At 65.8% G+C, this 18851-nt stretch carries 17 protein-coding genes; 10 read left to right on the forward strand and 7 right to left on the reverse strand.

Annotated elements, in window-relative coordinates:
• On the reverse strand, window positions 1–883 hold an 883-nt coding region (gene sucC / locus DI606_RS04790), incomplete at its 3' end, for an ADP-forming succinate--CoA ligase subunit beta (protein WP_293980220.1).
• A 531-nt stretch (window positions 884–1414) separates the two neighbouring features.
• Window positions 1415–1588, reverse strand: a complete 174-nt coding sequence (locus DI606_RS04795; protein WP_293980222.1) for a hypothetical protein — start codon at window positions 1586–1588, stop codon at window positions 1415–1417.
• Window positions 1589–1854: 266 nt separating this feature from the next.
• On the opposite strand from DI606_RS04795, the gene DI606_RS04800 reads away from it, so the two are divergent.
• From DI606_RS04800 to DI606_RS04815, 4 genes are read left to right on the forward strand one after another with little or no spacing between them, the layout of a single operon-like run.
• Window positions 1855–3252 (forward strand): glycosyl transferase family protein, encoded by a 1398-nt coding sequence (locus DI606_RS04800; RefSeq protein ID WP_293980224.1) that lies wholly within the window; start codon window positions 1855–1857, stop codon window positions 3250–3252.
• The gene (locus tag DI606_RS04805) at window positions 3249–4310 is read left to right on the forward strand and encodes a hypothetical protein (protein ID WP_293980226.1); all 1062 of its coding nucleotides are present in this window, start codon (window positions 3249–3251) and stop codon (window positions 4308–4310) included. Before DI606_RS04800 ends, DI606_RS04805 begins: the two co-directional genes overlap by 4 nt.
• A gap of 58 nt (window positions 4311–4368) precedes the next feature.
• Window positions 4369–5283 (forward strand): sulfite exporter TauE/SafE family protein, encoded by a 915-nt coding sequence (locus tag DI606_RS04810; RefSeq protein WP_293980228.1) that lies wholly within the window; start codon window positions 4369–4371, stop codon window positions 5281–5283.
• On the forward strand, window positions 5283–6038 hold the full coding sequence (locus tag DI606_RS04815; RefSeq protein ID WP_293980230.1) for a TIGR02186 family protein: 756 nt from the start codon (window positions 5283–5285) through the stop codon (window positions 6036–6038). The genes DI606_RS04810 and DI606_RS04815 overlap by 1 nt, the downstream gene beginning before the upstream one ends.
• On the opposite strand, the gene DI606_RS04820 is transcribed toward DI606_RS04815, so the two are convergent.
• Entirely contained in the window at window positions 6035–7018 is a 984-nt protein-coding gene (locus DI606_RS04820; protein ID WP_293980232.1) for a threonine/serine dehydratase, read from the reverse strand. The two genes, DI606_RS04815 and DI606_RS04820, sit on opposite strands and share 4 nt — an antisense overlap.
• Window positions 7019–7152: 134 nt before the next feature.
• On the opposite strand from DI606_RS04820, the gene DI606_RS04825 reads away from it, so the two are divergent.
• The 5 genes from DI606_RS04825 (at window position 7153) to DI606_RS04845 (ending at window position 13330) form a co-directional block, all read left to right on the forward strand.
• Entirely contained in the window at window positions 7153–8037 is an 885-nt protein-coding gene (locus DI606_RS04825; protein WP_293980233.1) for an SPFH domain-containing protein, read from the forward strand.
• 8 nt (window positions 8038–8045) lie between these two features.
• Entirely contained in the window at window positions 8046–8255 is a 210-nt protein-coding gene (locus tag DI606_RS04830) for a toxin-antitoxin system HicB family antitoxin (RefSeq protein ID WP_293980234.1), read from the forward strand.
• 187 nt (window positions 8256–8442) lie between these two features.
• Window positions 8443–9006: an alkyl hydroperoxide reductase subunit C gene (gene ahpC / locus DI606_RS04835; protein ID WP_293980236.1), complete on the forward strand. Its 564-nt coding sequence runs from the start codon at window positions 8443–8445 to the stop codon at window positions 9004–9006.
• A 142-nt stretch (window positions 9007–9148) separates the two neighbouring features.
• On the forward strand, window positions 9149–10729 hold the full coding sequence (gene ahpF / locus DI606_RS04840; RefSeq protein ID WP_293980237.1) for an alkyl hydroperoxide reductase subunit F: 1581 nt from the start codon (window positions 9149–9151) through the stop codon (window positions 10727–10729).
• Window positions 10730–10894: 165 nt separating this feature from the next.
• On the forward strand, window positions 10895–13330 hold the full coding sequence (locus tag DI606_RS04845; RefSeq protein WP_293980238.1) for a TonB-dependent siderophore receptor: 2436 nt from the start codon (window positions 10895–10897) through the stop codon (window positions 13328–13330).
• Between the two features lie 34 nt (window positions 13331–13364).
• Here the strand turns inward: DI606_RS04845 and DI606_RS04850 are convergent, their stop codons facing one another.
• Window positions 13365–14027, reverse strand: a complete 663-nt coding sequence (locus DI606_RS04850; protein WP_293980239.1) for a L,D-transpeptidase family protein — start codon at window positions 14025–14027, stop codon at window positions 13365–13367.
• Window positions 14028–14242: 215 nt separating this feature from the next.
• Here DI606_RS04850 and ilvD point away from each other — a divergent pair, with 215 nt between their 5' ends.
• On the forward strand, window positions 14243–16093 hold the full coding sequence (gene ilvD, locus DI606_RS04855) for a dihydroxy-acid dehydratase (protein ID WP_293980240.1): 1851 nt from the start codon (window positions 14243–14245) through the stop codon (window positions 16091–16093).
• Between the two features lie 13 nt (window positions 16094–16106).
• Here ilvD and DI606_RS04860 read toward each other — a convergent pair whose 3' ends face one another.
• The 3 genes from DI606_RS04860 to DI606_RS04870 all read right to left on the reverse strand — a co-directional run bounded on the left by DI606_RS04860 (window position 16107) and on the right by DI606_RS04870 (window position 18851).
• Window positions 16107–16529, reverse strand: a complete 423-nt coding sequence (locus DI606_RS04860; protein WP_293980241.1) for a thioesterase family protein — start codon at window positions 16527–16529, stop codon at window positions 16107–16109.
• Between the two features lie 101 nt (window positions 16530–16630).
• Window positions 16631–17284, reverse strand: a complete 654-nt coding sequence (locus DI606_RS04865) for an outer membrane beta-barrel protein (RefSeq protein WP_293980242.1) — start codon at window positions 17282–17284, stop codon at window positions 16631–16633.
• Between the two features lie 172 nt (window positions 17285–17456).
• Window positions 17457–18851 carry an L-serine ammonia-lyase gene (locus DI606_RS04870; protein ID WP_293980243.1) on the reverse strand — a complete coding sequence of 465 codons (1395 nt, stop codon included), beginning with the start codon at window positions 18849–18851 and terminating at the stop codon, window positions 17457–17459.

An 18851-nucleotide genomic window follows, 5' to 3' on the forward strand; every position in this document is an offset into this window, starting at 1 on the left:
TGGCGGGGAATTCGCCGTTCAGCTTGATGATGTCCATGGTGGCCATGGCCAGGCCAGCGCCGTTCACCATGCAACCGATGTTGCCGTCCAGCTTGATGTAGGCGAGGTCGTACTTCGACGCTTCGACTTCAGCCGCATCCTCTTCGGTCAGGTCGCGCAGTTCGGCGATGTCCTTGTGACGGAACATGGCGTTGCCGTCGAAGCCGACCTTGGCGTCGAGGACGAGGAGGTTGCCCTGCTCGGTCAGCGCCAGCGGGTTGACTTCGATCTGTTCGGCGTCGGTGTCGAGGAACGCGGCGTAGAGCGAGGAAGCGACCTTTGCCGCCTGCTTCGCCTGGTCGCCGGTAAGGCCCAGCGCGGCGGCCACGGCGCGGCCATGATGCGGCTGGAAGCCCGAAGCGGGATCGACCGAGAAGCTGTGGATCTTTTCAGGAGTCGAATGCGCGACTTCCTCGATGTCCATGCCGCCTTCGGTCGACACGACGAAGGCGATCCGGCTGGTGGCGCGGTCGACCAGCAGCGCGAGGTAGAATTCCTTGGCGATGTCCGCGCCGTCGGTGACGTAGAGGCGGTTGACCTGCTTGCCAGCATCGCCGGTCTGGATAGTGACCAGCGTGTTGCCCAGCATGTCGGTCGCATGGGCCTTCACCTCGTCGAGGTTGAAGGCGAGACGCACGCCGCCCTTGGCGTCGGGGCCGAGTTCCTTGAACTTGCCCTTGCCACGGCCACCGGCGTGGATCTGCGACTTCACGACATAGAGCGGGCCGGGCAGTTGCTTGGCGGCTTCGACCGCTTCCTCGACGGTGAAGGCGGCATGGCCGGCGGCAATCGGCGCACCGTATTTCGCCAGCAGTTCCTTGGCCTGATATTCGTGAATATTCATGGGGCTTGCCCGTCCTTGTGCTTTGAAGCGGATAAGCATCGATAAGCATAGCGGGCCGAGCCGCGCCAGCAGATTTCGCAAAATCACTTTGCAAAATTGCAAAACGAAAAGGGTGTGGCCACCCCGACAGCGCCCGGTTTCGGCTCAGAAAGCGCAGCCCGACGCCGCCCACCCGGTGCTCTCGGCAATGCGCAAATCCTGCAAAGCGCGGACCTTCCGAAGGAATTGTCTTGCCGAAAGCGGCCCGTTTTGGGGGTTGCGGACTTGACCCTCCGACCGGGGCTTACCCAGCTGCGCGATGCCGACTGGGCCGTTTGTCGGTTTTGCGATGCAACCCGCCGTCGCGTCGGACGATCCGGTATCGACTGGCTCGGCAAGCACCCGCGATTCGGCTATCGAGCCGACACATGCAGCGGCGCCAGGCACCCCGACGATCACAAAAATCGACCGTCGCCCCGGCCTCCGCAACGATGCCGCGATCCCATCGCGACGGGCGCTGGACCGCCCGCCGCCGATGCCGTTCCGCACCGTTCAAAAGGCGCGGGCCATCAATCTTTCATTTTCGCGGCGATAGGCGACGATCTGATCGGTATAGCCCTTCGCCAGCCCGCTATAGGCGGCACGCACTTCCACGGATCGGCTGGCCTGCGCCAGCGCCATTGCGATCTGCTGCCGATGCAGCAGGTAGTTCACGTCCTTCTCCATGTCGCCCTCCTCCCGTTGCCATGCAAGAGTGTGGTCGATAATCGGGTCTGTCGTCATAGCCCGTGGTCCCGGTATAGCATGTCCGTGCAGCAAGGACGATGCGCGTTCACCCGCCCCGTCCCATTTCGTCCTGCCGAAAGGGCGCCCGGTCGCCAGCGTTAAAATCGGCCGCGCGCACGCCCCGGTGCCGGGATTGCAGCAAAGCTCTTGGAATATGAGGAATAAGCTGTCATCGTCCTGCGTCTGAGGGCAGGGAGACGGGGCTTTTGGGGGAATTTGTGGCGACCGCTCTGGCCGCCGCCTATCACGAACTGCTGCTCTTCGCGGCGGTGGGATTCGCCATCGGTGGGATCGACGATCTGCTGGTCGATCTGCTGTTCCTCGCCCGCAAGCTCTGGCGCGACACGACCGTTTATTCCCGCCATGCGCGCATGACCAGCGACCGCCTGCCGCCGTCTCCGACGCCGGGTTCCGTTGCCGTATTCATCCCCGCCTGGCAGGAAAGCGACGTGATCGGCCCGATGCTGCGCCATGCGCTTCATCGATGGGATGGCGCGGCCTGCACACTCTTCGTCGGCGTCTATCCCAACGATCCGGCAACGGCGCAGGCGGTGGCGGAGGTGGCGGAAACCAGCGACCGCATCATACTGTGCGTGACCCCGCGTCCCGGCCCGACGACGAAGGCCGATTGCCTCAATGCCCTGTGGCGCGCGATGCTGCGGCGCGAGACGCTGAACGGATCGCCGTTTAAGGCGGTGCTGCTGCATGACGCCGAAGATGTCGTCCACCGCGACGAAATCCGCCTGTTCGACTTCATGATCGACCGATTCGACCTCGTCCAGTTGCCGGTGCTGCCGCTGCCGGGGCGCGGCAGCTGGCTGCGCCGCGCCATCGCCGATCATTATGCGGACGAATTCGCCGAAAGCCACGGCAAGTTCCTGACCGTGCGCGAGGCGTTGGGCGCGTCGATCCCGTCCGCCGGGGTCGCCTGCGCCTTTGACCGGCGGATGCTGGGCCGCCTGCACGACACTGCGCATGGCGGCCCGTTCGATCCGTCGTCGCTGACGGAGGATTATGAGGCGGGGCTGCGCCTGGGCGACCTGGGCGGACGGGGCGTGTTCGTGCGGATGCGCGATGCGGACGGCCAACTCGTCGCCACGCGCGAATATTTCCCCGACACGGTGGAAGCCGCCGTCCGCCAGAAAGCGCGCTGGATGGTTGGCATCGCGCTCGCCGGATGGGATCGGCTCGGCTGGCGCGGGGGGCCTGCCGAATGGTGGATGCGCGTGCGCGACCGCCGCTCGACCCTTGCCGCGCTCATCCTCTTCGCCGCCTATGCGACCTTGCCGGTCTGGGCCGCGCTGATGCTGGCGGGCCTCTTCATGGACATCGCTCCGCCTCCCGTCTCTCCCGCCCTGCGCGCGCTGCTGTGGCTCAATCTGGGCCTCATGCTCTGGCGCATGGCGGTGCGGGTGATGTTCGTGGGGGCGTCCTATGGCTGGCGCTACGGCCTGGGCGCGATCCCGCGCACGATGGTCGCCAATTACATCGCGATCCTCGCCGCCCGGCGCGCGCTGTTCCTCTACGCCCGCTCGCTCTGGGGCCAGCCGCTGACCTGGGACAAGACGCAGCACCGCTTCCCCGATCTTGGGACATTGCCGTGACATCCGCGCCCGGTCGCCCGCTGCGTTGCTTCAGCCTCGTGCTGCTCGCATGGATCGCGATCCGGATGGGCAGCCCCGGCGGAACGCCACCGTTCGGCCCGGTCGCACCGCCCGCCCTCATCGCCACGGCCGCCGCGATACCGCCGTTGCAAGCGCTGGAGGCGAACGCCCCCGCCGCCGCCACGCAGCCCCCTCCGCCCCCGATACCGAAGCGCCCGAAGACCGCCCCTCCACCCACCCCCGCAGGCGGCAGCGAAGCCGACCCGCTCGACTTCACCCATCTCGCGGCGGCCTTTGCCCCGCGCCATCGTGCCGGGGAAGAGGACGACCTCGCCAGCTTTCCGCCCGGCACCGGCACCGGCATCGCAGCCACGCCCTGGACGCCGCTGCCTGTCCCGCTGGTCCGCGCGCCCGCGCCCGACCGCTGGCGGGGCAGCGCCTGGATGCTGTGGCGCCCCGATGGCGGCGGCGGCGAAGGCGCGGTGCCCGCCGGGCGGCTCGGCGGATCGCAGGCGGGCGTGCGGGTCGACTATGACCTCACGCCCTCGGCGCGCGGCCGCCTTGCCGCCTACACCCGCGTGACGAGCGCGCTCCAGCGCCCCGCCGCCCCCGAAGCGGCGCTCGGCCTTGCATTCCAGCCCACCCGCACGCTGCCCGTCAGCCTTGCGGTGGAGCGGCGCGCGGCGCTGGGCGACGGAGCGCGCAATGCGACCGCCGCGATGGCCGTCGGCGGCTTCGGCCCGACGCCCGTCGTCCCCGGCGTGGAGGCGCTGGCCTATGCCCAGGCGGGCGTCGTCGGCCTGCGTCGCAAGGACGGATTCATCGACGGCAAACTTTCCCTCGCCGCACCGGTCGCGGGGACGAAGCTGCGCCTCGGCGCTGCCGTCTCCGGCGGCGCGCAGCCCGGCGTCGCGAGCCTCGACATCGGTCCCGAAGCGCGGCTGCGCGTGCCGCTCCCGCGCGTTCCGACGCAGCTTTCGCTCGAATGGCGGCATCGGGTCGGGGGCGATGCGCGGCCCCGTTCGGGCCTTGCCCTCACCCTGGGCGCCGATTTTTGATCCGCATGGCCGCCTCTTCGCTTTATCCCGTCGCCATTTGCCGTTAACCCGGCTGCGCATGGATCTTTACCTGCCCATCGCCAACCTGTCGGTGAACGCGCTCGTCATCATCGCGCTGGGCGGCGTCGTCGGCCTGCTGTCGGGCATGTTCGGCGTGGGCGGCGGGTTCCTGACGACGCCGCTGCTGATCTTCTACGGTATCCCGCCCACCGTCGCCGCCGCATCCGCCGCCAGCCAGGTCACAGGCGCCAGCGTGTCGGGCGTCGTGACGCACATGGCGCGCGGCACGGTCGATTTCCGCATGGGCGGCGTCCTGATCGCAGGCGGCATCATGGGCGCGGGGATCGGCGTCCTGCTTTTCCGCCTGCTCCAGCAACTGGGGCAGATCGACACCGTCATCGGCATCCTCTACGTCCTGATGCTCGGCGGCATCGGCGGCCTCATGGCCAAGGAATCGATCCAGGCGCTCTATTTCCTCAAGACCGGCAAGCGCCCGCCCGCGCGCAAGCGTCGCCATCACCCCCTCGTCGCCGCGCTGCCGATGCGCTGGCGCTTCTATGGCTCGGGGCTCTACATCTCGCCGCTCGCGCCGCTGCTGCTGGGAATGGCGACGGGCATCCTCACGATGCTGCTGGGCGTGGGCGGCGGCTTCATCCTCGTGCCCGCGATGCTGTATCTGCTCGGCATGACGACGCAGTCGGTCGTCGGCACGTCGCTGTTCCAGATCCTGTTCGTCACCATGGCGACGACGATGATGCACGCGATGACGACGAAGGCGGTCGACCTCGTCCTTGCCATGCTGCTCCTCGTGGGCAGCGTGACCGGCGCGCAGATCGGAACGCGCCTGTCGATGTCGATCCGCCCGGAATATCTGCGCATCCTGCTGGCCGCAATCGTGTTGCTCGTCGCGTTCCGCATGGCGCTGGGACTGGGTTGGCGGCCCGACGAAATCTACACGATCGAACTGCACTGATGCGCCGCGCGCTTGCCCTCCTGCCCGCAACCCTCCTGATCGCCGCAGCCCCCGCGCCGCAGCTCGTGCCGGATGTGTCGCAGCGCGAAGTCGTGATCCAGTACAGCTTCACGGGCGCGGATCTGCTGCTGTTCGGCGCGATCGTCTATCCCGGCGGTCGCCGTCCCGAAAAGCCCGCCGACATCGTGGTGGTGCTCAAGGGGCCGGAGCAGTCCATCGTCATGCGCGAAAAACAGAAAGTGGCGGGCATCTGGGTCAATGCCGACACCGCCCGCTTCCGTTCGGCGCCCAGTTTCTATGCGATGGCATCGTCCCGCCCGATCTACAAGATCGTCGACGATCGCACCGCCGCGATCTACGAACTGGGCCTCGACAAGCTGCAACTTTCGCCCTCCTCGCTCAACGACACGGCCGAACTCGACCGTTTCCAGGCGGGCCTCGTCGACCTGCGCGCGCGCGCCGGGCTGTTCGTGGAAAAGCCCGGCACGGTGGAAATCACCGATGGCGTCCTCTATCGCGCCCGCCTGCCCTTGTCGGCGCGCGTGATCGTGGGCGACTATACCGCCGAAACCTTCCTGGTGCAGGACGGTCGCGTCGTCGCCGGCGCGGTGCGCGACATCGTCGTGCGCAAATCGGGCTTCGAACAGTTCATGGCGACCGCGGCGCAGCGCTGGTCCTTCTTCTACGGCCTTGCCGCCATTGCGCTGGCGGTGGGCATGGGCTGGGCCGCCGGAGCCATCGCGAAACGTATCTAGCCCGCGACGATCCCGGCATAGACCGCCGGATCGACATTGCTGCCCGACAACACCACCACGCTCGCTCCCTCGCACGGCGGCGCTCTGTCCGCGAGCATCGCCGCCAGCGCCACCGCCCCGCCCGGCTCGACCACCAGCTTGAGCGTCCCGAACGCAAAACGCATCGCCTCGCGCACCTGATCGTCGCTGACGACAACGCCGCTCGCCCCCAGGTGCCGCAGGATCGGCAGGGTCAGCGCCCCCGGCTTCGGCGACAGCAGCGCGTCGCAGATGCTGCGCGCGTCGCCTGAAACCTGCTCCCGCGCGCCGCTGCGGAGCGAACGCGCCGTATCGTCGAACCCCTGCGGCTCGACCGTCAGGATCGCCGCATCGGGCAGGCTTGCCTTCACCGATGTCGCGATCCCCGCGCTCAGGCCGCCGCCGCCGCAACATATGAGCACCTGACCGACCGCCGCGCCCACCCTCGCCGCCTGCTCCACGATTTCCAGCCCCGCCGTCCCCTGCCCCGCGATGACGAAAGGATCGTCGAACGATGGCACCAGCACCGCGCCGCGCTCCTGCGCCAGCGCCGTCGCAATCGCCTCCCGGCTTTCGCGATGCCGGTCATAGGTCACGACATGGGCACCCATCGCGCGCGTATTGGCCAGCTTGATCGCGGGCGCATCCGCCGGCATCACGATGATGGCGGGCATGTCGAGCAGTTGCGCCGCCGCTGCCACGCCCTGCGCATGATTGCCCGAAGACCAGGCGACGACGCCCGCGCGCCGCTGCTCGACGTCCAGCCGCACGAGCCGGTTGTAGGCGCCCCGAAACTTGAACGACCCCGTCCGCTGCGCGCCCTCGAATTTCAGCAGTACGCGCCGCCCGCACCGGTCGTTGAGAGCCGCGCTCTCCAGAAGCGGCGTGCGCACCGCGACACTGGCGATCCGGCGGGCGGCGTCGTGCACGTCCGCGATGGAAATGGCGAGATCGGGCGTCATGGCAATTCTCCTCTTCCTGCGGCCTAACCCCGCAATGCGCCCGGACAAAGCGCCACGCGCGGAACAGTGGCTTGCCTGCGGCCCGCAAAAACGATATTAATTTGATATCGTAATTTTTTTGAGGATATCGGATCATGTCCCTGCTCCAGGCCACCCGCGAAAGGCCCGTGTCGACGGCGAGCGGCTATGTCATGCTGCTTGTCCTGCTGCTCTGCATTCTGGGCGCGCTGGCGGGCCTCGGGCTGTTGGTCGGGCAAGCGGGCGGCACTGGCGCAACGCTCGTCCTGCTGTCTACATCGCTGTTCGTTTTTACCGTCCCCGGCTTCTATCTGATCCAGCCTAACCAGGCTGCCGCCATCCTCCTCTTCGGCGATTACAAGGGTACCGACAGGCGAGCCGGGCTGCGTTGGGTGCTTCCCTGGCTCACCCGCCAGAAAGTCAGCGTCCGGGCGCACAACGTCACCTCCGAAAAGCTCAAGATCAACGATAAGCGCGGCAATCCGGTGGAGATCGCCGCCAATGTCGTCTGGCGCGTCACCGACACGGCGCAGGCCCTGTTCGACGTCGACGATTACAAGGCCTTCGTCGAAATCCAGATCGAAAGCGCCGTCCGCGCCATCGGGTCACGCTATCCCTATGACGATTTCGAGCATGAGGAAAAGACCCTGCGCGGCGACGGCGCGCATGTCGCGGACGAAATGCAGGCGGAATTGCAGGATCGCGTGGCCATTGCCGGGGTGAGCATCGACGAATGCCGCCTCACCCACCTCGCCTATGCGCCGGAAATCGCGCAGGCGATGCTCCGCCGCCAGCAGGCCGAAGCGGTGATTGCCGCGCGCACCCGGCTGGTCGAAGGGGCCGTCACCATGGTCGAACTGGCGCTGACGCAGCTTTCGGCCAAGAATGTCGTCGAACTGGACGACGAACGCCGCGCCGCCATGGTCAGCAATCTCATGGTCGTCCTGTGCGGCGAACGGGACGCGCAGCCGGTCGTGAACGCAGGCACGCTGTATCAGTAATCGCGCCCATGCCGCCCGCCGATCCCCTCCCGCGCAAGGCGTTCGCCCTCCGCCTTGACCCCGCCCTGCACAGCGCGCTGGAACGGTGCGCCGCAGCGGAATTGCGCAGCGTCAACGCGCAGATCGAAATGCTGCTGCGCGAAGCGTTGGAGCGGCGCGGTGTCTCGGTCGGCGATCCGGCACCGCGCAGGCGCGGGCGGCCACCGATCGCGGACTGAAGGCCGGGTCTCGTCACAGGCGAACACTCTCTACCATGCTCGCTTGAGGCGAAATGGTCGATCACCGGGGCGGGCTGTGATCGCTTCTTTCGATTGCCGGATATGAGAAAACCAATTTCCATCCCGCCTGCCGCCCCCCTACATGGTGCATCGCAACAGCAACTCCACAAAAGGAACTGGACCGCCCATGGCTCTCATCAACTCCCCCCTTCAGCCCTTCAAGGCCACCGCTTTCAAGGAAGGCAAGTTCGTCGACATCACCGACGCCGACGTGAAGGGCAAATGGGCTGTATTCTTCTTCTACCCGGCTGACTTCACTTTCGTCTGCCCGACCGAGCTGGAAGACCTCGCCGACATCTACCCGACGCTCCAGAACATGGGCGTGGAAGTCTATTCGGTGTCGACCGACACGCATTTCTGCCACAAGGCATGGCACGACACCTCGCCTGCCATCGGCAAGATCAACTATTTCATGGTCGGCGACCAGAACCACGACATCTCGAACCAGTTCGGCGTCCTGCGTCCGGGCGTGGGCCTTGCCGACCGCGGCACCTTCGTGCTCGATCCGGAAGGCAATATCCAGCTGGTCGAAATCACGCCCGAGGGCGTTGGCCGCAATGCCGCCGAACTGCTGCGCAAGATCAAGGCGCTGCAATATTGGGTCAGCCACCCGGGCGAAGTCTGCCCGGCCAAGTGGGAAGAGGGCGCAGAAACCCTCGCCCCCTCGCTCGACCTCGTCGGCAAAATCTAAGATACCCGATCCTATCCGCCGGGCCGCGCCCGGCGGATAGCCTTCCCCATTCCTATCGCGCATTGGCCAGTCTTCGGGTCGCACCGGTTGGCAATCGCAGTACCGCGCCCGGCGTACGGGCGCCATCAACGGAGCTACGGATATGTTGGACGCAAACCTCAAGGGTCAGCTCAAGACCTATATGGCGAACATCACGCAGCCCATTGAGCTGGTGGCGTCGCTGGACGATGGCGCAAAGTCGCGCGAGATGCGCGATCTTCTGGACGAAATCGCAGAATTGTCGGACAAGGTGAGCGTCACCGCCGGCAACGCCGACCGCGTGCCCAGCTTCATGATCCGCCGCGTCGGCACCGACATCGGCGTGACTTTCGCGGGCCTGCCGATGGGCCATGAATTCACCTCGCTCGTGCTGGCGCTGCTCCAGGTCGGCGGCCACCCGTCGAAGGCGGCGCAGGACCTGATCCAGCAGATCAGGGACATCGAGGGCGACTATGCCTTCGAAACCTATTTTTCTCTGTCGTGCCAGAATTGCCCCGACGTGGTGCAGGCGCTGAACCTCATGAGCGTGCTCAATCCCCGCATCAGCCACGTCGCCATCGACGGCGCGCTCTTCAAGGAAGAGGTGGACGCGCGCAAGATCATGGCCGTACCGACCGTCTATCTGAATGGGGAGCCGTTCGCGTCGGGCCGCATGGAACTGGAACAGATCGTCGCCAAAATCGACAGCGGCGCCGAAGCCCGCGCGGCTGACAAGATCAAGGCGCAGGATCCGTTCGAAGTGCTGGTGATCGGCGGCGGCCCCGCCGGCGCTGCCGCCGCGATCTACGCGGCGCGCAAGGGCATCCGCACCGGCGTCGCTGCCGAACGCTTCGGCGGCCAGGTGCTCGACACGATGGATATCGAGAATTTCATTTCGGTCAGCCGCACCGAAGGCCCCAAGCTCGCCTCCGCGCTGGAGCAGCATGTCCGCGACTATGATGTCGAGATCATGAACCTGCAACGCGCCGCGAAGCTCATCCCCGCAAGGACCGAAGGCGGCTATCATGAGGTCGTGCTGGAAAACGGCGCGTCGCTCAAGGGGCGCACGCTCATCCTTTCGACCGGCGCGCGCTGGCGGCAGATGGGTGTTCCGGGCGAAGACCAGTATAAGAACAAGGGCGTGGCCTATTGCCCGCATTGCGACGGCCCCCTCTTCAAGGGCAAGCGCGTGGCGGTTATCGGCGGCGGCAACAGCGGCGTCGAAGCGGCGATCGACCTTGCCGGGATCGTCGCTCATGTGACGCTGATCGAATATGACAGCCAGTTGCGCGCCGACGCGGTGCTCCAGCGTAAGCTCGCCAGCCTGCCCAATGTCAGGATCGTCACCTCGGCTCTCACCACCAAGGTGAGCGGGGACGGGGAAAAGGTCACGGGGCTCAGCTACAAGGATCGCAACCACGGCACCGAACATGATGTCGAGCTGGAGGGCATTTTCGTCCAGATCGGCCTTGTCCCCAACACCGAATGGCTGAAGGACGCGATCGCCCTCTCCCCTCGCGGCGAGATCGAGATCGACGCGCGGGGCGAAACCAGCCAACCTGGTATCTTCGCTGCAGGCGACTGCACCACCGTGCCCTACAAACAGATCGTGATCGCGATGGGCGCGGGATCGACGGCCGCACTGTCGGCCTTCGACTATCTGATCCGCCTGCCCGCTGCGGCAGAACAGGCCGAGGCGGCCTGACGGGAGCAGGGGCGGCGTCGACCGAACTGGCCGCCCCCTGTGTCGTTTAGGCCACGGAAACCAGAAATATGCGAGGCGTTGATAACGCGTCGCAATTATAGTTTGATTTAAATAGGAATCATTCGCATTAGCGCTGCCGACAATCGTCAGGGAGCAAAAAAGCAAATGAATCCGAAGTCCGATCGTGCGCCCAGGCTCGCGCCCACTTTCCTCGCGCTGAGCTGCGTTGGCCTCCTCTCCGCCCCAGCCTTCGCGAGCGCGCAGGATCAGGGCACCGCGTCGCAGGGTCCGCGCCTCGGCTCGATGACCGTCACCGATACCGCCATCGACGAGGAAGGCTACAAGGTCGACGCCCCCTCCTCCCCCAAATATACCGCCCCCCTGCTCGACACGCCCAAAAGCATCAGCATCATTCCCTCGCAACTGATCCGCGATACGGCGTCCGCCTCGCTCGTCGAAGCGCTGCGTACGGTGCCGGGCATCACTCTGGGCGCGGGCGAAGGCGGCAATCCGCTGGGCGACCGTCCGTTCATTCGCGGCTTCGACAGCCAGGCCAGCACCTATCTCGACGGCGTGCGCGACGTGGGCGCGCAAAGCCGCGAGATCTTCGCCATCGAACAGATCGAAGTCGTCAAGGGATCGGACAGCAGCATGGGCGGCCGGGGCAATGCCGGCGGCTCGATCAACCTGGTCAGCAAGGTGCCGACCGCCGACCGCTTCATCGCCGCGAGCGCGGCGGCGGGCAACGCCGACTACAAGCGCGCGACCCTCGACATCAACCAGCCGATCAACGATTTCGTGGGCGTCCGCCTGGCCGCCATGTGGCACGATCAGGACGTTGCGGGCCGCGACGCGCTTTTTCAGAAGCGCTGGGGCGTCGCGCCGTCGATCAAGCTCGGCCTCACCGGCCCGACCAGCCTGACCGTTAGCTATTATCATCTTGAAACGGACGAACTGCCCGACAGCGGCATTCCCTACCTCTACACCATATCCAACGCGCCTGCAGGCGTCACCGAAACCGGTCCCGCGCGCCGCTTCACCAATCCGGCGGGACAGTCCTTCTCCGTGCCGCGCGGTGCCTATTACGGCCTTGCCGACCGCGACTTCCGCAAGACGAACGTCAACAATTTGACCGCCCGCTTCGAACATGATTTCGGCGGAGTAAAGCTGCGCAATACCACCCGTTACGGCAGCAGCAGCCAGGGCTATCTCTGGACCCAGCCCGACGACAGCCAGGGCAATGTCCTGAACGGCCTTGTCTGGCGGCGCGCCAACAGCCGCTACAGCAAGACCTGGGGCCTGCTGAACCAGACCGACCTGTCGGGCGATTTCGAGATCGGCGGGGTGCGCAACAGCTTCGCCGCCAGCGTCGAATTCAGCCAGGAAGTCGCGCACAACGGCAATTATGTCTCGAACGCGGCGACCGGCACGGCGGTGCAGACGGGGTCGAGCGCAGTGGGCGGACGTTGCGGCCCGGCGTCGACGGCGCGCTTCAACTGCACCAGCCTCGTGAACCCCAACCCCTACGATCCCTGGGTCAGCTACGCCAGCGATGCTTCGAACACCGTGTCGCCCATCGTCCGCAGCGCGGGCAAGACCTGGACCCGGTCGGCCACCTCGACCAAGGCCGCGTCCTTCTTCGACACGATCCACTTCAGCGATGCGCTGCTGCTCAACATCGGCGGGCGCTACGACCGCTACGAAACCCGCGTGACGCCGGGCCTTGCCGCAACCGTTACGACCGGCGGCCGCCCCACCTTCCGCCGCAACGACGACCTTTGGACCTATAATGTCGGTCTGGTCTTCAAGCCGGCGGAGAACGGCAGCCTCTACATCTCGACCGCGACCGCCGCGACGCCCCCCGGCTCCTTCATCGCCAACGGCACCGAAAGCAATGCGCTCAACGTCACGTCGCAGGCGCTGACCGACGCGCTCAAGGTCGAAAAGACGCGCTCCTACGAAGTCGGGACCAAGTGGAACCTGCTGGGCGACAGCCTCGCCCTGACGCTGGCGGCGTTCCGCACCGAAACGAAGAACGCGCGCGTGACCGATGCCTTCGGCGTGGTCGATTTCATCGGCGAGCGCCGGATCGAGGGGATCGAATTCAGCTTCAACGGCAATATCACGCCCGACTGGAGCATCTTTGGCGGCTATACCTTCATGGACTCCAAGGTTGTGGACGGCGGTTTCACCGCCACCACCGTCGGGGGCGTCACCCGCTTCGCGCCTGCCGCGGCGACCGGTCGCTGGTTCCCCAACACCCCCCGCCACAGCGGCACGCTGTTCACTACCTACAAGGTGACGCCAGCCCTTTCCGTGGGCGGTGGCGCGATCTACATGGGCAAGGTCTATGGCGGCTATGCCGACAGCCGGACCATCGCCAACGATGCGGTGGTCATCACCAAGCAACTGGCCCGCTTCGCGCCCAGCTATTGGCGTTTCGACGCCAATGCCGCGATCAATCTGACCGATGCGATCCAGTTCCAGGTCAACGTGCTGAACGTCGCGAACAAGCGCTATTACGACAAGGCGTTCGCATCCCACTATGCCAGCCAGGCACCGGGCCGCACCGCGATCGCCACGCTCAACATCAAATATTGACAGGGGCGGGAGGGGGCTCGCCTCCTCCCCCCGCTCACGGCCGCTGGAGGCGCATCCCGAAAATGGCGGGATCGATCTCCAGCATCGGCGCGCCTGCGTCCGCCGGTGCGGGCAGAACGGCGGGCGCCCCGGTTGCCGGGCCGAAGCTCACGACCCGGCTCCCCGGATCGGCAAGCACCAGCGGATCGAGCTTCAGCGCCGCCGTCAGACGCGCCTGTGTCACCGCCACCATCGTGCCGACCCGGGTCATCGCGAACAGCTGCCGCGCAAAGGCGTAGGGCAGGCGGATGCAGCCATGGCTCGCGGGATAACCCGGATTGTGCCCGGCATGAAGCGCGATGCCGTCCCAGGTCAGCCGCTGCATGAACGGCATGGGCGCGTTGCTGTAGAGGTTGGAGCGGTGCCATTGCCGCTTCTGGAGGATCGGATAGTCGCCGGTCGGGGTGCGATGCCCCTTCATGCCGGTGGACACCGCCGCAATGCCGATCAGCCGGTCCCCGTCATAGACGTGGATGCGCTGCTTCTCGATACTGATGACCATGTAGATCGGGCCGTTCCACGGTCCCTGCTCCATCCACCGATAGGCGCCCGGCGCGACCGGCGGCAGGTCGCCCGACGCCCGCGTCGGACTGGCCGCAGCGCTGGCGAACAGCAAAGTAGACAGCAACAACAGGGGGCGAAGCCGGGGGCGATCCATAACCGTCTTTTAACCATGTCCCCGCCAAGCGCCACCCCGCTCGCGCCGCCAGTCCCGAAGCGGGACGGCTCCGCTCTGCGGCAACAAAATGACGCTTCGGCTGTCTACTTCGTTGTCGCAAGCTCGATGAGGCCGCCCGACAGGAATAATATGTTTCCCCCCGCTGCCCGGGCCTGTAGAGGGACGGCTTACCCCAGCCCGCAAGGATATGCGTCATGCCCGCCTACCGTTCCCGCACCACCACCCATGGCCGCAACATGGCGGGCGCACGGGGACTATGGCGCGCGACGGGCATGAAGGACGAGGATTTCGGTAAGCCGATCATCGCCATCGCCAACAGCTTCACCCAGTTCGTCCCCGGCCATGTTCACCTGAAGGACCTTGGCCAGCTCGTCGCACGGGAAATCGAGGCGGCAGGCGGGGTCGCCAAGGAATTCAATACTATCGCGGTCGATGACGGAATCGCCATGGGCCATGGCGGCATGCTCTATTCGCTGCCCAGCCGCGACCTTATCGCCGACAGCGTCGAATATATGGTGAACGCCCATTGCGCCGACGCGATCGTGTGCATTTCCAATTGCGACAAGATCACGCCGGGGATGCTTATGGCTGCGATGCGGCTCAACATCCCGGTCGTGTTCGTGTCGGGCGGCCCGATGGAAGCGGGCAAGACCGTCGTGCGCGGCAAGAAGGTTGCGCTCGACCTCGTCGATGCGATGGTGGTCGCCGCCGACGAAAGCTACACCGACGAGGAAGTCAAAACCATCGAACGGTCCGCCTGCCCCACCTGCGGCAGCTGTTCGGGCATGTTCACCGCAAATTCGATGAATTGCCTGACAGAAGCGCTGGGGCTGTCGCTGCCGGGCAACGGATCGACGCTGGCCACCCACGCCGACCGCGAGCGGCTGTTCCGCGAAGCGGGCCATGTCATCGTCGACCTTGCCAAGCGCTATTACGAGCAGGACGACGAAAGCGTCCTGCCCCGCTCCATCGCCAGCTTCACCGCGTTCGAAAATGCGATGAGCCTCGACATCGCGATGGGCGGTTCCACCAACACGGTGCTCCATCTGCTCGCCGCCGCTTACGAAGGCGGGGTCGATTTCACGATGGCCGATATCGACCGCCTGTCCCGCCGCGTGCCGTGCCTGTGCAAGGTCGCGCCCGCCAAGCAGGACGTGCATATGGAGGATGTCCATCGCGCAGGCGGCATCATGGCGATCCTGGGCGAACTGGAGCGTGCCGGCTTGGTCGACGCGTCGCTGCCGACCGTCCATTCGCCCACCCTCGCCGCCGCGCTCGCCCGCTGGGACATCGGGCGGACGAACAGCGAGGAAGTCCGCAACTTCTACCGTGCGGCCCCCGGCGGCGTCCCGACGCAGGTCGCCTTCTCGCAAAGCGAACGCTGGGAGGAACTGGACACCGACCGCGAACAGGGCGTGATCCGGTCCGCCGAACATCCTTTCTCGAAGGATGGCGGCCTGGCAGTGCTGTTTGGCAACCTCGCGCCCGAAGGCTGCATCGTGAAGACGGCGGGCGTCGACGACAGCATCCTTGTCTTCCACGGAACCGCACGCGTCTATGAAAGCCAGGACGCAGCCGTCGCGGGTATCCTGGGCAACGAAGTCAAGGAAGGCGACGTCGTCGTCATCCGTTACGAAGGACCCAAGGGCGGGCCGGGCATGCAGGAAATGCTCTATCCCACCAGCTACCTCAAGTCCAAGGGGCTGGGCAAAGCGTGCGCGCTCATCACCGACGGGCGCTTTTCGGGCGGCACGTCGGGCCTGTCGATCGGCCATGTCTCGCCAGAAGCGGCGGAGGGTGGCCTCATCGCGCTCGTCGAGACGGGCGACCCCATCGTGATCGACATCCCCGCACGCGTCATCAAGGTCGACCTGGACGATGCGCTCCTCGCTGCGCGCAAGGCGGAGATGGAAGCGCGGGGGGCCAAGGCGTGGAAACCGTTCGGGCGCAAGCGGGACGTGTCGCCCGCGCTGCGCGCCTATGCCGCTATGACCACCAACGCCGCCAAGGGCGCGGTCCGGGACGTGAGCCAGATCGAACGCTAAAAAGCGGCGCGGGTCAGCGCGCGGGCGCTTCGCCCTCGCCGGTGGTGAAGAAGCGCTCGATCACCTCGCGCGCCAGCCGCGCGGGGCGTAGCGTGCCCGCGTCGATGCAGCACCAACTCGACTTGACCTCCGCCAGCACGTCCTCGCCCCTGCGGATGACGGTTTCATAGAAAGCGCGCGCGCCCTGCACCTTTTCGAGCAGGACGGTCGCGATCACCTCATCGTCTAGGAAGGTCGGCTTGCGATAGGTGATCTCATGCTTGAGCGCGACCCAGAGATGCTGGGCCACCGCGTCGGACGGCGCAAGCGCGCGCCAGTGGTCCAGCACGGCGTTCTGCACCCACTTCAGATAGCTGGCGTTATTGACATGACCCATGAAGTCGATGTCGTCGGGATCGATGCCGATGGCATAATCGTGGGGAATCGCGTTACTCACATCGCTGTAAATACCACTCCCGCAGCTCTTCCGATAGGGCGGCCAAAGAAAAAGGGGCCGGATGGCTCCGACCCCTTCCTCCTCGCAGGAAAGCAAACGCGTTAGAAACGCACGCCCACGCTCGCCACCACCTGATGCCGGTCGGTATCGATGTCGAAACGCTCGCTGGTCGCGCCGTTCGGGAAATCGAGCTTGCCGTCGGTATAGTTGGAATAGCGATATTCCAGCTTGGCGAAGGTATTGGTGTTGATCGCCCGCTCGACACCCGCGCCGATACGCCAACCGTCGAGCTTGAACGAGGTGTCGGTCGTTTCGTTCGTGTTGCCCGCCAGCACGTTGAGCTTGCTGTTGGTATAGCCGCCCTTCACGTAGATGAGGGTCATCGGATTGGCGAGGATACCCGCCCGCGCACCCACATAAAGGTCGCGGCCCTGGCTCACGCGTCCGAAGCCGAACTGGTCGGTCGGGTCGTAACGGTTGCTCTTGGCGGTGGAGTCGGTCCATTCGCCCTCGATGCCGACGACCGCGCTGCCGAGGTTCACGTCATAGCCCGCCCCGATACCATAGAGCAGCCCGTCGATCGACTGATCGTCGCGACCGTTGTCGTTGTCGAAATCGCTGCCGGCACCGACATGGTCATAGCCCAGGATCGCTTCGACGCGCGGGCCGGTGAAGGTAGGGTTCACATCCTGCGCCATCGCAGGAGCGGCGAAGGTGGCGCCAGCCAAAACGGTTGCGGCCATCAACTTACGCATAACGGATACTCCAATTGTCATTCTCATATCCCCTGTCAGGGGTGAGACGCCAAAGCCGGAGCGGAGCCGTTTTGTTTCATGAACCTCAGATAAACGTCTGAAACTGTTGCAGTTATGGCACGATCAAAACTCGACCCATCCCTGGATCGAGCGTTTCAGGGGACAAGCCGACTCAGCATTCGACCACGTTGACCGCCAATCCGCCGAGCGAGGTTTCCTTGTAGCGGCTTGCCATGTCCTCGCCCGTCTGACGCATCGTCTCGATCACCGCGTCCAGGCTGACGATGTGCCGCCCGTCGCCCTGTAGCGCCAGATAGGCCGCGTTGATCGCCTTGACCGCGCCCATCGTGTTGCGTTCGATACAGGGGATCTGGACGAGGCCGCCGATGGGATCGCAGGTGAGGCCGAGATTATGTTCCATCCCGATCTCGGCGGCGTTTTCCACCTGCCCGTTGGTTCCGCCCAGCACCGCGGCCAGTCCCGCCGCCGCCATCGAACAGGCGACGCCGACTTCGCCCTGGCATCCCATTTCGGCAGCGGAGATCGAGGCGCGCTTCTTGTACAGAAAGCCGATGGCGGCGGCGGTGAGGAGGAAGCGCCGCTCCCCCTCCCGGTCCGCGCCGGGCACGAAGCGGCGATAATAATGGAGCACGGCAGGGATCACGCCCGCAGCGCCGTTGGTAGGCGCGGTGACGACGCGGCCGCCCGCCGCATTCTCCTCATTGACGGCAAGCGCGAAAAGGCTGACCCATTCGAAAATCTGCGCCGGGCCGAGCGCGTCCTGCTGAAGCCGCAATCGTTGGTGAATGGCGCGGGCGCGACGGCGGACCTTCAGCCCGCCGGGCAGCAGGCCTTCCTGCTCCAGCCCCCGGTCGATCGAGGCGGACATGGCGTCGATCACTGCGTCGAGAAAAGCGTCGGTTTCCTGCTGCGATCGCCATGCGCCTTCGTTGCGCAGCACAAGCGTGGCGATGGAAAGGCCGCTCTCCTCCCCCTGCACCAACAGCTCCGCGCCGGAGGAGAAGGGGTGCGGCTGGACCACATTGTGTCCGAGCGGCGCGTCGTCGCTGACCGGCGCGTCGCCCGGTAACACCGCGCCGCCTCCGATGGAATAATAGTCGCGCACCAGCGGTTCGGCCTGCCCGTCATACCAAGCGGAAAAGCGCATGCCGTTGCTGTGCGCTTCCAGAAAATCGCCCATGCGGAACAGCAGATCGCTTTCCTCGGTGAAAGGCACATGGCTGTCGGGCGTGCTGCCGAAGCGGATGCGTCCGTCCGCGCGGATCGCGGCGAGGATCGCGGGGATAGCGTCGGGGTCGACGCTTTCGGGGCGATAGCCCGACAGGCCGAGCAGCACGGCGCTGTCGGTCGCATGGCCCCGCCCCGTCAGCGCCAGCGATCCGAACAGTTCGCACCGGACGCGGACAGGCACGGCGGTGAGCGAGTCCATGAACATCAGTGCGGCGCGCATCGGACCGACCGTGTGGGAACTGGAAGGCCCGATACCGATGGTGAAAAGGTCCGTGACGCTGATCGCCGTGGCGGCGTCGATACGGCAATGTGACAC

It is taken from the genome of Sphingobium sp. (genome assembly GCF_003248505.1).
In the GTDB taxonomy this organism is placed as follows: Bacteria; Pseudomonadota; Alphaproteobacteria; order Sphingomonadales; family Sphingomonadaceae; genus Sphingobium.